Annotated in this window: 12 protein-coding genes; 3 read left to right on the top strand and 9 right to left on the bottom strand. The window is 60.5% G+C overall.

The annotated features are described in order from the left end of the window. Positions 1 to 68: 68 nt before the first annotated feature. Genes FXN63_RS17415 through FXN63_RS17405 form a run of 3 tightly spaced genes read right to left on the bottom strand, consistent with a single transcriptional unit; the run spans position 69 to position 3,839 of the window. Positions 69 to 1,769 carry an ABC transporter permease subunit gene (locus FXN63_RS17415; protein ID WP_246164869.1) on the bottom strand — a complete coding sequence of 567 codons (1,701 nt, stop codon included), beginning with the start codon at positions 1,767 to 1,769 and terminating at the stop codon, positions 69 to 71. Continuing rightward, positions 1,766 to 2,773 (bottom strand): ABC transporter ATP-binding protein, encoded by a 1,008-nt coding sequence (locus FXN63_RS17410; protein ID WP_148816468.1) that lies wholly within the window; start codon positions 2,771 to 2,773, stop codon positions 1,766 to 1,768. The genes FXN63_RS17415 and FXN63_RS17410 overlap by 4 nt, the downstream gene beginning before the upstream one ends. A 16-nt stretch (positions 2,774 to 2,789) precedes the next feature. Further along, the gene (locus tag FXN63_RS17405) at positions 2,790 to 3,839 is read right to left on the bottom strand and encodes an ABC transporter substrate-binding protein (protein ID WP_148816467.1); all 1,050 of its coding nucleotides are present in this window, start codon (positions 3,837 to 3,839) and stop codon (positions 2,790 to 2,792) included. 130 nt (positions 3,840 to 3,969) lie between these two features. Here FXN63_RS17405 and hisN point away from each other — a divergent pair, with 130 nt between their 5' ends. From hisN to FXN63_RS17390, 3 genes are all read left to right on the top strand, one after another. Next, entirely contained in the window at positions 3,970 to 4,776 is an 807-nt protein-coding gene (gene hisN / locus FXN63_RS17400; RefSeq protein WP_148816466.1) for a histidinol-phosphatase, read from the top strand. 237 nt (positions 4,777 to 5,013) lie between these two features. After that, a complete protein-coding gene (locus tag FXN63_RS17395; protein ID WP_148816465.1) occupies positions 5,014 to 5,676 on the top strand; it encodes a hypothetical protein in 663 nt (220 codons plus the stop codon). Between the two features lie 5 nt (positions 5,677 to 5,681). Further along, positions 5,682 to 6,287: an RES family NAD+ phosphorylase gene (locus FXN63_RS17390; RefSeq protein ID WP_187394932.1), complete on the top strand. Its 606-nt coding sequence runs from the start codon at positions 5,682 to 5,684 to the stop codon at positions 6,285 to 6,287. Between the two features lie 138 nt (positions 6,288 to 6,425). On the opposite strand, the gene FXN63_RS17385 is transcribed toward FXN63_RS17390, so the two are convergent. The 6 genes from FXN63_RS17385 to FXN63_RS17360 form a co-directional block, all read right to left on the bottom strand. After that, a complete protein-coding gene (locus FXN63_RS17385; RefSeq protein WP_148816463.1) occupies positions 6,426 to 7,208 on the bottom strand; it encodes an EcsC family protein in 783 nt (260 codons plus the stop codon). 171 nt (positions 7,209 to 7,379) lie between these two features. After that, positions 7,380 to 9,014, bottom strand: coding sequence for a methyl-accepting chemotaxis protein (locus FXN63_RS17380; RefSeq protein WP_148816462.1), 1,635 nt, complete (start codon positions 9,012 to 9,014; stop codon positions 7,380 to 7,382). Between the two features lie 283 nt (positions 9,015 to 9,297). Continuing rightward, the gene (locus FXN63_RS17375; RefSeq protein WP_222863934.1) at positions 9,298 to 10,485 is read right to left on the bottom strand and encodes an alginate O-acetyltransferase AlgX-related protein; all 1,188 of its coding nucleotides are present in this window, start codon (positions 10,483 to 10,485) and stop codon (positions 9,298 to 9,300) included. Between the two features lie 7 nt (positions 10,486 to 10,492). Continuing rightward, entirely contained in the window at positions 10,493 to 11,902 is a 1,410-nt protein-coding gene (locus FXN63_RS17370; protein ID WP_148816461.1) for an MBOAT family O-acyltransferase, read from the bottom strand. Positions 11,903 to 11,950: 48 nt separating this feature from the next. Further along, complete coding sequence (locus FXN63_RS17365) at positions 11,951 to 12,631, bottom strand: cell division protein FtsQ (RefSeq protein WP_148816460.1); 681 nt, start codon at positions 12,629 to 12,631, stop codon at positions 11,951 to 11,953. Further along, positions 12,628 to 13,284 (bottom strand): SGNH/GDSL hydrolase family protein, encoded by a 657-nt coding sequence (locus tag FXN63_RS17360; RefSeq protein ID WP_148816459.1) that lies wholly within the window; start codon positions 13,282 to 13,284, stop codon positions 12,628 to 12,630. The genes FXN63_RS17365 and FXN63_RS17360 overlap by 4 nt, the downstream gene beginning before the upstream one ends.

Genomic DNA, 13,284 nt, shown 5'->3' with positions numbered 1-13,284 from the left:
AGCAGGGCGGTCCCGGAAAGCGGTCGAGTGGATGAAGATGGCAGAAAGATGGCGGCGGTGAATGATTGCTAGTGCTTGATTGCCTGGGTGCTGCGTGCACTGCGCTGGTTCGCAGCATGCAAAACCAGTGCCACGGTGCCCACCACGGCCATGATGCACGTCGAGAACGCGGCCGCCTGGGACGTGAATCCGGCTTCGTCCAGACGCATTACGGTAACCGCAGACAAGGACAACCACGGCGTGATCAGGAAGATGACCGCAGACAAGGTCACCATCGAGCGCATGAACAGGAAGCCCGCCACCGTCCACAGGGTACTGCGCGCCACGGGCAGATATACGTCACCCAGCACACGCCGCACCCCACCACCCAGCACGCTGACCGCTTCTTCCAGGGTGGACGGCACGGTGCGCAGACCCGTCATCATCGTGACGAAACCTTGCGTGTGATAGTGATAGAAGTTGCACATGGCCAGCAGCACCGCGCTGCCGTAGAACCAGTGCCAGGGTGTACCGGGCACGTTGAAGGCGAACACGTAGGACAGACCAAGCACCAGGCCGGGAACCCCCACCGGCAGTGACGCCAGCAAGGTGATCGTGCGTGCGGGGCCGGGTGGCAGGCGGCGTACCGAGAAGGCCAGCAGGAAAAGCAGTACCGCGCCGATCACAGCAGCCAGGGCCGACACCCATACCGATGTCCACAAGCTGGCGTAGCCGTCAGACACTGTGATGTCGTAGTGCTTGAGCGTCAGGTCCAGCTTGTAGGGCCACAGGCGGATGAAACCTGCCAGCACCACGGTGGCAACCACCGCCAGAATACCGGTGCCCAGGCCCACGCAGGCGAAGGTGTAGGCCATGTCGCGCCGGTGGCTGGGTACAGGCACCGGGGCAATTGCGGATTCAGCGCCGACACCCGCCTGGCGTTGTGCGGCCGCGCGCTCGATCCACACCGACAAGGCTGCGGGTGCCAGCAGCAACAGTCCGACGACTGCGCCCATGCCGAACTTCATCTGTCCGTTGACCTGGCTGTAGATTTCCGTGGCAAGCACCGGGAAGTTGCCGCCGATGACCATGGCATTGCCGAAGTCGGTGATGGTGATCGTGAACACCACGAACGCCGCACTCAGCAGGCCATAACGCATGGCCGGCAAGGTGATGTCGCGGAACTGTTGCCAGGGGCTTGCGCCCAGCACTTCCGCCGCGTCGTACTGGCGGGCGTCGGCGTGGCGCAGGGCCGTGCGCAGAATCATCACGGCTTGCGGCAAGGCGTACAGTGCATTGGCTGCCACCAGGCCGTAGAAGCCGTAGATGTCAGGCCGAATGCCCAGCATCTTGCCGATCAGTCCGTTGCGACCAAGCAGGAAGATCAGGCCCAGGCCCAGCACCAGCGACGGTGCCAGCATGGGCAGTGACAAGGTCATGGCCACGTAGCGACGGCCATGCATGCAGGTGCGTTCCAGACCGTAGGCCATCACAAACGCAAAGACCAGGGTGATGGCGGTGGTGCTGACGCCTACCAGCACGCTGTTGCCGGTGGCCCGCCACACACCAGGCGTATGCAGCAGCGCAGCGTAGTTGCCCAGGCCGATGCCGCCGCCTTCCTGCATCAGGCTGCGCCAGGCAATGAATACCATCGGCATCGCAAAGAACAGCAGCAGCGCAGCCAGGGGCAGGCCCAGGCAGATGCGCAGCAACCAGCGGTCGGTGAAGGACACGGGCAGTTTCACCGTGAGGCGAGCTTTGGCCGTCGCGGGCATGGGAACGGCCGTCATGCTGCGACCCATGCGCAATCGTGCGGGTCGATGTTGACATTGACCTGATCACCCACGGTCACGGGCATGCGTGCCGGCACTTCGGCCAACAATTGCCGGTTGCGCCAGGCCACGCCAACGCGTTTCACATTGCCCAGGAAACTGATGTCGGTCACGGTGGCGTCTGCGCCAGACTGCACTTGCAAACCGATGCGCTCGGGGCGCACGCAGGCTTCTTCGCCATCGGCAATGGAGCGGCCCGCTGCTTGCAGCAACTGCGGCGCAGCACCACGCAACCAGGTCGCGGGCAGCAGATTGCTGTGCCCCATGAAGTTGGCGACGAAGCGTGTGTGCGGTGTGTCGTACAACTGTTGTGGCGTACCGACCTGTTCGATGCGCCCCCGGTTCATGCATACCACGCGATCGGCCAGCATCATGGCTTCTTCCTGATCGTGGGTCACCATCAGGGTAGGAATGCCCAGGCTGCGCTGCACCGCGCGCAGTTCGGTTCGCAGTTCAGCACGAACCTTGGCGTCGAGCGCCGACAAGGGTTCGTCCAGCAACAGCACTGCCGGGTCCACGGCCAGCGCGCGGGCAATCGCCACGCGCTGCTGTTGTCCGCCCGACAACTGGCCGGGATAGCGGTTGGCAAACTCGCTCAGTCGCACAACATCCAGCAATTCCGCCACGCGTCTGGCGGCTGTGGCCGACGCGGTGTTGCGAATATGCAGACCGTAGCCCACGTTCTGCGCCACCGTCATTTGCGGAAACAGCGAATAAGACTGGAACACAATGCCAAAACCGCGTTCACGCGCCGGCACTGCAGACAGATCGCGGCCGTTCAGCACAATGCTGCCGCTGTCAGCCGCCAACAGGCCGGCGACGATGCGCAGCAACGTCGTCTTGCCGCAGCCGCTGGGGCCAAGCAGGCAGACAAAGTCGGATGCGCCGACAGCCAGATCGATGCGTTCGAGCGCCGGCACGCCGCCGAAGGTCTTGAGCAGATTACGAATTTCGAGAGACATGCAGGCGCTCCTGGGCTTAACGGCCGATGTTCTTTTGCCAGGCCGCCAGGGTCGCGTCGCGATCCTTGGCCGACTTGTAGAAGTCCATCGGGTACAAGACCTTGGACAGATCCGCCGGCAGTCCAGCCGCTTGCGCCGTCTTCGATTGCGGCACACCCGGAATCGTCACGATTTCCTTGTATTTGGTGTAGATCGTGGCCACGGAAGGAGACAAGGTCCAGTCCAGGAACCGCTTGGCATCAGTCGGGTTCTTCGACGACTTCATCAGGCCCGATGCCTCCAGTTCGTAACCCGCGCCATCGCTCGGGATGATCATCTTGATCGGGAAGCCTTCTTCAATCGATTGCATGGCAGCAAAGGCCAGCGAGGTGCCAATGGCGAACTCACCCGAACGCGCCGCCTTGCACGGACGCGAGCCCGACTTGATGTATTGCGCGACGTTGCCGTCCAGCGTTTTCAGGAAGGCCATGCCGGCGTCGGTGCCTTGCGATTGCAGCAGCGCGGCAATCTGCAGATAACCTGTTCCCGAGGACACCGGGTTGGGCATCACGACCTCACCTTTATAGATAGGATTGGCGAGTTCTTTCCAGGTGGTCGGCACCGGCAGATTCTTGGCTTTCAGCACTTCGGTGTTCACGCAGAACGCGGCCATGTAACCCGTTGCCGCAAACCACTTCATGTCCGCGCCCCGGTATTTGATCCCCAGCTTGGAACCGCCTTTGACCTCGTAGGGTTCCAGCAACTGGTTGATACGCGGGTCCAGCAGATTGGTCACCGCCCAGCCCCAGATCACATCGTGCTGGGGGTTGCCCGCTTCGGCCAGAATGCGTGCGCCCAGGTCGCCCGTGGACAGTCGCAGCACCTTGACCTCGACGTCCGGCATGTCCTTCTTGGCAGCCGCCAGGTAGTCCTTGATCTCGTCTTCTTCAAGTGCGGTGTACGCGACGATCGTGCCGGCATGCGCGGCGGCGGCGGCCATCAGGCTGGCCGCAAGCGCCAGGCTGTGCAGGCGAGCGGGTTTGCGAAAAGCGGATCGAATCGAGGACAGAATAGAGTGGGCGCGCATGTCAGGCTCCGGCAAGGGCAGGCGAAAACTTGGAAAGACGAAACCCGGAAAACGAAACTCAGAAAGTTTCTTGTGTATTTCTGGGTAATTGAGCATAGTTTTGCAATACGACACCAACCAAGCAGGAACCATGCCATATACCGAAGCACTGCCGGCCGACGTTGCCGCCTCCCTTTCCGCCTACGCAACGCTTGCTCACGAGCTGGCTGACGAGGCCCGTGCCCTGGCGCTGCGCTACTTCCGCACCCGCCTGGACATCATCGATAAAGCCGATGAAAGCCCCGTCACCATTGCCGATCGTGAGGTGGAAGCCGCCATGCGCAAGCGCATTGGCGAGCGTTACCCCTCGCACGGCATCCTGGGCGAAGAACACGGCCAGGCTGCTACCGACGCCGAGTTCGTATGGGTGCTGGACCCGATCGACGGCACGCGCAGTTTCATCAGCGGTTCCCCACTTTGGGGCGTGTTGATCGCACTGTTGTGGCGCGGCCGACCGATTCTGGGCTTGATTGAGGTGCCGATGACCGGCGAGCGCTGGTTCGGCCTGGAAGGTCACGGTGCCGCCTTGAACGGCACGGAAGCTCGCGCAAGCAATTGCACAACGCTGGCTGATGCCTGCTTGTATTCCACCTCGCCCGACATTTTCGATGCTGATGGCTGGGAACGCTTCGAGCGCGTGCGCAAGCAGACCCGCATGCGGCGCTTTGGTGGCGATTGTTATAGCTACGGCTTGCTGGCTTCAGGGCATATCGATCTGGTGATCGAGTCGGGCCTGCAGCCTTATGACTACCTGGCGATTGTGACGGTGCTGGCGCAGGCTGGCGCGGTGATTACCGACTGGGAAGGGCAGCCGCTGACGATGGCGTCGAATGGGAATGTGGTGGCGGCGGCGACTGCCACGCTGCATGCGGAGGCGTTGCGGGTGTTGCGAGGCTAGGCACCAGGTCTACCCGCCAGGTCTAGCCGCTGAAGGTAGCGATGACACAGCCCGAATAGTTCAATGACAAGATCGGGCTGTGATGCTTTCGCACGCAGCGGTTTACAGCCAAGAGCGCCAATGATTTGTGCCGTCTGCTGCGACGATGATGGTTGATTGTTCAGTTGACGGAGTTGACCGGGTTGACGTGGTTTACGGAATGCGATAAACCATGGAAAGCGTCACCAGGAGTTGCTGATGTCCACCGCTGCCGTCCGTACCCGTGCAAAGAATGAGATTGATATTCCGTCCTTGGTTCACCACATTCGTGAGGTCAACAAGCAAGCCGTACGTATTGCCAGCACACCACCGGCCGATAGTAAGGGCTTGAAGCCACGTGCTCGCCGTGAGTTGGTGGTCGTTCTGAACGAACTGGAAAAAACACTCAAAACTCTGCGGATCGCGACGGCTGACGTTCAATCGGTGCCTAACCGGGTGCAGACTTCGGTCACTGCCAAGCCTGCTGCCAAACAGGTGACTGCTGCACTGGTTCTGGACACCACCGAGGCCATGATCGAAAAAGGCCAGTTGTTGACGCCTGTCGAGTTTCAGCGCTTGATGGGATGGGCCAGCCGGCAGGCGGTGTGGAAGGCTGCGAAAACCCATCGCGTGTTTTATCTGACACATCAGGCAGAGCGTTATTTCCCTGCGTTCTACGGTGATGCGCGTTACGACCGCAGCCACCTGGAGGCGGTCACCAAGGTGCTTGGCGATCTGCCGGGCGGTGCCAAGCTTCAGTTTTTCCTGACACGCAAAGGCTCTCTGGGGGGCAGTACGCCCTTGGACGCACTGGCTGATGGCCGTTTTGCCAAGGTCAAGGATGTCGCTGCCGCTTTCGCTGAAGTATCGACGGAGGCCTGACTGTCGTGCCACTTCAAGCACCTGCGGCCAATTTCTCCGAGCTGCCTTTGCATGTCAGAGAATTCTCTGTGACGAAGCTGAAGAGAATTGGTCGACGCAACAGTGGGGAACCCTATTTTGGTAAGCATGCTGCTAACCGATTTGATGATCCGAAAAAGGGGTTCGGGACGTGTTATTGCGGCACTCAGTTGGACACCGCTATCGCAGAAACAGTGTTGCACGATGAGCTGCCGGAAAATGGCGTGTTCAAGATTCGGCAGGAAGATATCGACGTACGTTATCTAGTGACTTTTGCGATGGGTGCCGACAAGGGCATGCTGAGGCTGGCTGATCTCACCGGCCAGCACCTCAAGCGCATCGGTGGGGACAATAGCCTGTCTGCCGAATATCCTTACGACATGACTCAGCGCTGGAGCGAAGCGGTCAACGCGCATCCGGCTAATGTCGATGGCTTTATATTTATCTCCAAGCAGCTCAACGATAAACGAGCGATCGTTCTGTTCGACAGAGCAAAAGCGAAGTTTGGTACGCCTACCTATACACCACTGGCAGCTGCATCAGGGCTGACCCAGGCCAAGAACAGGCTGGGGATTGTGACCATCGGTCCCTGATTTCGTGACAGCACTCGGCCATTGGCAGCACTGGGTGCTTCCATGGGTGTACTGAGTTCAGGCTAAGCACAAGACGCCGTCTGAGCCACTCACGCTTCTAGGTCGTGAATTTGCTTGTCTGAAATGGCTTACGGGCAATCATTCCAACGCCGCATACGCCTCTTTCACCCGTTCCGGCCCGTACAGCCTTTCCAGGCGTCGCACCGTGAAATGCCCGCGTGCCATGTCCTGGAAATGGCTGATGAACAAGGTGTTGATCAGCGCACCGCCTGCTGCACCCACCAGTGGAATTGCCTGGGCGGCGGCTTTCTCGGTCACCACGATCGAGAAGCGCGCCGCAATATCCGTGATCAATCGGATCAGCGGCGGGGCCATCTTGCTGTTCAAACCACCTGCCGCCAGATGTTTGGCGGCAGCGGTGATGGCTTCCGACAGCGCAGCGCGGGCGGCGAAGTAGCCCGTTTCCGCGGCGTCGTCGTGCTTGGCGGCTCCGCCCAATGCCAGCACCTGCACACATTGCAGGCGCACATTATGCGAACTCAGGTCTTCGCCTTCGCTGCGCGCAATGTCTGCAATTGATCGCATGATGATGGTTGTGGATACCGGCAATTCCACTGCCAGCGCGGGCACGCCGAAGGCACCGCCTACGGCTCCCGAGGCAAATACTGCGCTTTTGTGCCACCAGTTCGAGGGCGCTTTCGGGGTGTCGGCGTCCATGGTGCGCAGCGCCGTGGACAGGGCAACTTCGATGGCTTTGCGGGTGGCATCGCCCACTTTGTCGGCCCACTGGCCGGGCAGCATGGCCAAGCCTTTCTCGATTGGCGACCCCAGCAGGTTGCTGGCCTTGGCGGCAAGGCCGGGATGCTCAAGCAGAATCTTGGCCTGACGCAAGGCTTGCAGGTCTGAGGGGGCGAGGGGCATGGCGATCTCCAGAACGGCCGGGAAAAACAGGGCCTGCGAAGATTGTCGCCTGTGCTGGTGCCAGGCGTCTGTCAGGCGTGTATCGATCTGCTAATGCACAAGCAATCAGTCACCGATATACGCCTGACGGCGGGGCGGGTGGCCCACGCCACCGTGTCACGCCTCTCATTCTCACACCGTGAAGAAGCTCACTTTTTCCGTCAGTTTGCCGGCCAGTGCCGACAGTTCGCGGCTGGACGCTGCCACCTGATCCGATCCTGCGGACGTCTCTACGGTGGCGTCACGAATGCGGCTGATGTTCTTGTTCACTTCATCGGCCACCAGGCTTTGCTGGCCGGATGCGTTGGCGATCTGCGCGTTCATGTCGTTGATGGCACCGACTTCGCGGCGGATGGTGCTCAGGGCACCTTCGGCGACGCGGGTCTGTTCAACGGTTTCCTGTGCGAGCAGGCTGCTGCTTTTCATGGCGTCGGCGGCTTTGCCGGCACCTTGTTGCAGCTTGGTGATCATGGCGCTGATTTCACGCGCCGAGTCCTGGGTGCGTGATGCCAGCGAACGGACTTCGTCAGCCACCACCGCAAAGCCTCGGCCTTCTTCACCGGCGCGGGCGGCTTCGATGGCGGCGTTCAGGGCCAGCAGGTTGGTCTGCGACGCAATGCCGGTGATCACTTCCATGATTTTTTCGATGCTTTCGCTGTCGGTGGACACCTGTTGCACGGTGCCCAGCGTGCCTTCCAGGATGTGCGCCAGATTCTGAATGGCCCTGGCGGTTTCTTCCACCACACGATTGCCCGTGACGACTTCGCTGTCGGCGTTGCGGGTCGCGGACGCCGCATTGTCGGCGTAGGTGGCGACTTCGTTCACCGTAGTGGCCATCTGGTTGACGGCCAGGGCCATCTGTTCTGCTTCGCGCGATTGCACCTGCAACTGCTGGTGGTTGTTGGCCGAGGTAGACAGCAGCTGTGCCGACGATTGGCTCAGTTCTGCGGCAGCGGTACGTACCTGGGTGATGGTGTCGCTCAGGCGCGCAACCATGTCCTTGACTGCGCCCATGACACTGCCCGGATAGCGGGTGTCGATGCGTTGTTTCAGGTCGCCATCGGCCAGGCGTTTGATGACCTCGGCTACTTCATGGGGCTCGGCACCAAGCGTCGAACGCATCTTGCGGATGATCATCATCGACACGGCAACGCTCAGCAGTGCGGCCAGCGCGGTGGCGATGATGATCAGCGAACGAAACCCCCCTGCTGTGTCGCGCACCAGTGCCAGGTCGGTATTGGCCGCATTTTCCTGATAGTCGATGAAGGCGTTGATGCGCTTCAGCCATTCTGTGTAGGCGGGCGATACCTCGCGGGACAGCAGGGCTTGTGCGCCGGCTGTGTCGCCTGTCTGGCGCATGCTGATCAACTGTTTGGTGACGCCGAGCGTGGTGGTTTCAATGGCTTTGATGTCGGCCAGCATGGTGCGCTCGGCAGGCGTGGCGTCAGCGGCCATCAGGCGGTCAAGCGGCCCGGCAGATTCCTGGTAGAAGGTTTCCAGGCGCTGAATGGTCTGCAGGTAGCCATTCAGTGATGCCTCGTCACGAGCAAGCACGACGTCGCGCACGGCAATCGCCCGGTCGTGAACACTGCCGCGGAAGTTGATGGCCCGACGCTGCTTGGGGCTTGCGCCCTGGCTGACGCTTTGCAGGGTGTCGTCGATCAAACCGACGCGTTGGATGCCGATCAGCGCAATCAGAATCATCAAGGACAGCACGAGCCCGAAGCCCAGCGCCAGGCGTTGGGAGATGGTCAAGGGGGTAGACATAGAAGGGCCTGTTGGGTGCGGATAGCTGCCGGGTCGGGCGCTTGCCGGGTGGCTGAGCGGCCCTGCCAAAGCGTGCAGGTGCGGCCGCGCGTCATCTATTCAAGATGCGACGACGGCAAAACGTAAGGGGCGTGCGGGGGGCTGGTGCGATGTGGGCCATGCGCTGCAGGGCGCTGGTGCCAAATTGCCTGCGGATGCAAGCATACGCCTGGCGATCGCCAGGCGCGTGGTCGTGCAGCAAATATGTGAATTTATATGTGCGGGAACGTACCCACCATCCCGATTATTTGCTGGCAACTGCCGGCCAGATGGCCGGCTCGCCAGCCAGCGGACGTTGCAAGGAACGTTCCGGGATTTCCCAGATCACCAGTTTGGGCGGGGTGTCCTTGAACGAGGCGCTGTTGAAATACGCATGGGCGGCCCCTGCGAATTCACCACCGTCGCGGGCGAAGTTGCCCACCCGTGTGCCAAGCGCCGTTTCCAGGAAGGGGATGAAGCTGGCGTTGCGCGAGAACGAGGTGCCCAGCACTGCAATGCTTGGCAATCCAGTGTCGCCAAACAGGTCGTCGCCGGTGTCGCCGGTCTTGGCCGCCGGGTCAGTAGCGCCACTGCCTGCGCCACCGATTTCGATGAAACGCGTGGGCCGCATCATGTCGGCAGGCGGCTGCAAGCCTTCGGGCAACCAGTCGATGCCGGCCAGGCGCACCAGGTCGCCGGGGCGTCGGACGACGGCGCTGACTTCGGTGCGCATATGCAAGGTGGGGGTTGGTAGCTCAAAGCCACCCGGTTCACGCAGGCGTTGGGCAATTGCATTGGCGGCGGTGGCAGCCCCTTTCTCGTTCCAGTGCGTGTCGGTACGCAGGAAGTAGCGTTCCTGAGGGTCTTGCATGTCGCCCGCCAATGACAGCACGTTCACGCCGGGCAAGGCCTTGATCCAGTTGTCGACACGATGCTCGAACGCCGCCGGCCGGCGCAGGCCGCACAGCAGTTGATCGGCGATGCGTGTCTTGTCGGGCACAACTACCACCAGCAGTTCGATGCCCTGGCTTGCCAGGCGATTCTTCACTTGCGCCAGTTCAGCGGCACGCGCCAGCGCATTGGCTTCGGCGTTGCGATAGACCGTCAGCTCGTCGCTCAGGAACAGCCAGCGCGCGCAGCCTTGGCGAACACGTGGGCCAAGGTCGCCAATCGCCAGCCACGACAAGCCGCGTTCCAGCTTGGCGGCAGCCTGGGGCATGGGGGTATCGGCCAGCGAATCGGCGATCTGTTTGGTGGTCTTGCCGTCCAGGAAAGCGCTCCAGGTGACGGGTGGCTTGGTGAGCGACACACCGCCCCAGATAACTGCGCAGATCACCGTGAGCAGTCCGGCTGCAATGAAGACCAGCAGGCTGATGCCAGCCAGGCGGCTGTTGGCAACAGTGGCTGTGGCGGAGGTGAGCGGTACGTTCAGCGGCGCGGAGGGTTGCGTCACGGCAGCCTCAGAATTGGAAGTAAAGGAAAGGGACTGCGCCACGGCTGGCGATCAGTGAAAAAGCCAGCAAAAAGCCTACTGCTGGCCATACATAGCCCAGGGCTGAAGCACTGGGCCTGCCTGCAAATTCCCAACGTTGGCGCAGCACCGGGAACAAGATGGCTGCAACGCCTATTGACGCAGCCAGCGCATGCACCCAACGCAATTCCAAGCGTAAGGGATCACCCAGTGCAAAGTCACTGAATCCGAACTGTGCGGCATACATCGTCGAGGCGGTACTCCAATCCGGTGCTCGGAACACGGTCCTGGTCAGGCACACAAACAGCAAGGTGAACACGTGTGCGGGAATGGCTGGCCAGGCTGGCAACCCGAGACGTTCCCATAACCGCTGCGCGCATTGGGCAACGCCGTGCGCAAGTCCCCACAACAGGAAATTCCAGCTATCGCTGCCATGCCAGAGCCCCGCAATGGCCATGGTCAGCATCAGATTGACATAGGTGCGCAGTTCGCCGTTGCGACTGCCGCCGAGCGGAAAGTACAAGTAGTCCCGTAACCACGATGACAGCGACATGTGCCAGCGACGCCAGAAATCCTGGATGTTGCGCGCAATATAGGGATTGTTGAAATTTTCCGGGAAGTGAAAGCCCAGCATGAGGCCAAGACCGATAGCCATCGCGCTGTAGCCTGCAAAGTCGAAGAACAGCTGCAGGTTGAAGGCAAGGCAGCCAATCCATGCATCGGTGAAAGAGGGGTTGCTTTGGCTGAAGGCGATATCCACCACGGGTGCCAGCGTGTCTGCCACCAATACCTTCATCGACATGCCGATCATGAAGCGGCGTGCACCGTTGGTGAACTGCAGCCACGTCAATTTGCGGTCGACCAGATCTTTGTCCACCCAGGCATAACGCACGATGGGACCGGCGATCAACTGCCCGAACATCGCCGTGTAGGCAGCGAAATCGATGAAATGGCGAGATGGCTTGATGGTGCCGCGATAAACATCCACCAAATACGATATTGCCTGCAATACGATGAATGACAGGCCAAGCGGCAGCACGACTTTTTGCCAGTGAACCGGCGTTGCGCCTAGCCATCCGATCAGTTCGTTGAGATGGGCAACCACGATGTTCACGTATTTGTACCAACACAGCAGACCCAGGTTGATGGTCAGTAAAGCCACCAGTAAGTATTTGGCGCGTTTTTTGTGGCTCGAACTACGTGCAAGTGCCATGCCGCCCAACCATGCCAATACCGTCAGGCCAACCAACATCGTCAGGAACGCAGGGCTCCACCAGGCGTAGAAGACCCAGCTCGACAGCATCAACACGGTATTTCGCCATGTCTTGGGCGTGCACGTGTACAGCACCAGAAACGCGGGCAGAAACAGCGTCAGAAATTCCAGCGACGCAAAAACCATGTCGAGCGTTCCGTCAAAGAACCAGGGGAAATCAATCCGGCGTCACGATCACTGCGTCAGCGAATCATGGGCAAAAATCAGTCGCGGTCCTTTTGTGTCGGGAATGGCAAGGACGCTGTAACGCTCGCCCGCCTCTAGCTGACCCAGTGCCAGTGCAGCACCGACCGGCTTGCCGCCACATGTCAGTTGCACGGAAACATCGACTGGATTAAGCAGTCGGCGCGAGAAGGTCTTGGCATCTGCTTTCTCAAAGAGGAACGTGTCACGCCCTGCAAGCTTCAAACCGGCTGCTTCGCATTCTTTTTCTGCCAGGTTGGCAAATCCCAGCGATGCTTTGATTGCGTTGAAATCGTCGGGCTGCTCACGAAGCAATTGCAACGCCAACCCTTCAGCAGAGCCAGGCAGAGCCACCACGGTCACGAACTCGCCTGGCTGGACGTCTACCGCGACGTGCGCCTGTTTGCCGTTCTTTGTCACCTGGCCTTTGACCTGCCATTTGGACGCAACAGGCGTAAATGCCGTGCTGGCTTGTTGAGCTGTCAGAACCACTGTGCCTGCCGCCGAAGTGGCAGTTACGCCACCACCGGTTCCGTCCACGAAGCGCAGGAATGAAGCGTCTGCTGTTGGTCCGGCGCGGTACAGTCGGGTGGGTTGGGCGCTGGCACCCAGGCAAATCATGGCGAGCAGCAACGAAGCAAAGCCGCGCGATATCGAACGGAAATTGGTCATTGCACGGCCTTCCCGGATGCAGGCACAGCGCTGATTTCTTTAGCCAGTGCTTCCCCCCAGTGTCGGTAACCCGTCGCCGTCAGGTGTTGACCGTCGGTCGTAGGCCATTCGCCTTGTTTCGATAGCTTCAGCGAATCGATATAGCGACACGGTGCCACGCCAGTTTCCAGGAACTTCGAAACCATCTGCACACGGGGAAAGGTTCGGTTGTAATGGCCGCCTTCGTTGCCCCAGGTAGGACCGATCCACACGCAAGGTGTGTTGGTGGCGGCAATGGCCTTTGTCAGGCTGCTTACCTGTTGCCAGGCCCAGGCCTTTGGGAAACCCGGGTTTCCATAGCCGGCAATGTTGTCGCCAATGACGACGACCACCAACGCTGGCTTGTCCTTGGAAATCAGTTGTCCGATCGGCTGCGTGACGGCTTTTGCACCAAGCACCGTGGGCGTGGTTTTGCCCACACGTTCAGCGCCTCCGCAAGTACCCGCCGTTTCCTTCAACCAATCGCTGGGTGTGGTGCCGCATACTCCCAGGGTGTGGACTGTTGCCCCCTTGGCCTGGAGGGCGTCGTGTAACGAGGAAATCAGGTAGTTCGGCGTGGCCAGATGACTGCCTCCGATGATCAGAACAGACGCAGCAAATAAAGATGTAGACAT

The organism is Pigmentiphaga aceris, from assembly GCF_008119665.1.
Lineage (GTDB): Bacteria > Pseudomonadota > Gammaproteobacteria > Burkholderiales > Burkholderiaceae_B > Pigmentiphaga > Pigmentiphaga aceris.
Note: the sequence above shows the minus strand (reverse complement) of the source record. Positions and strands in the feature narration are given on the sequence as shown.

Coding starts and splice junctions, on each gene's coding strand:
- FXN63_RS17385 (WP_148816463.1), bottom strand. CDS start 7,208: ATGCCCCTCGCCCCCTCAGACCTGCAAGCCTTGCGTCAGGCCAAGATT.
- hisN (WP_148816466.1), top strand. CDS start 3,970: ATGCCATATACCGAAGCACTGCCGGCCGACGTTGCCGCCTCCCTTTCC.
- FXN63_RS17410 (WP_148816468.1), bottom strand. CDS start 2,773: ATGTCTCTCGAAATTCGTAATCTGCTCAAGACCTTCGGCGGCGTGCCG.
- FXN63_RS17360 (WP_148816459.1), bottom strand. CDS start 13,284: ATGTCTACATCTTTATTTGCTGCGTCTGTTCTGATCATCGGAGGCAGT.
- FXN63_RS17380 (WP_148816462.1), bottom strand. CDS start 9,014: ATGTCTACCCCCTTGACCATCTCCCAACGCCTGGCGCTGGGCTTCGGG.
- FXN63_RS17405 (WP_148816467.1), bottom strand. CDS start 3,839: ATGCGCGCCCACTCTATTCTGTCCTCGATTCGATCCGCTTTTCGCAAA.
- FXN63_RS17370 (WP_148816461.1), bottom strand. CDS start 11,902: ATGGTTTTTGCGTCGCTGGAATTTCTGACGCTGTTTCTGCCCGCGTTT.
- FXN63_RS17415 (WP_246164869.1), bottom strand. CDS start 1,769: ATGACGGCCGTTCCCATGCCCGCGACGGCCAAAGCTCGCCTCACGGTG.
- FXN63_RS17395 (WP_148816465.1), top strand. CDS start 5,014: ATGTCCACCGCTGCCGTCCGTACCCGTGCAAAGAATGAGATTGATATT.
- FXN63_RS17365 (WP_148816460.1), bottom strand. CDS start 12,631: ATGACCAATTTCCGTTCGATATCGCGCGGCTTTGCTTCGTTGCTGCTC.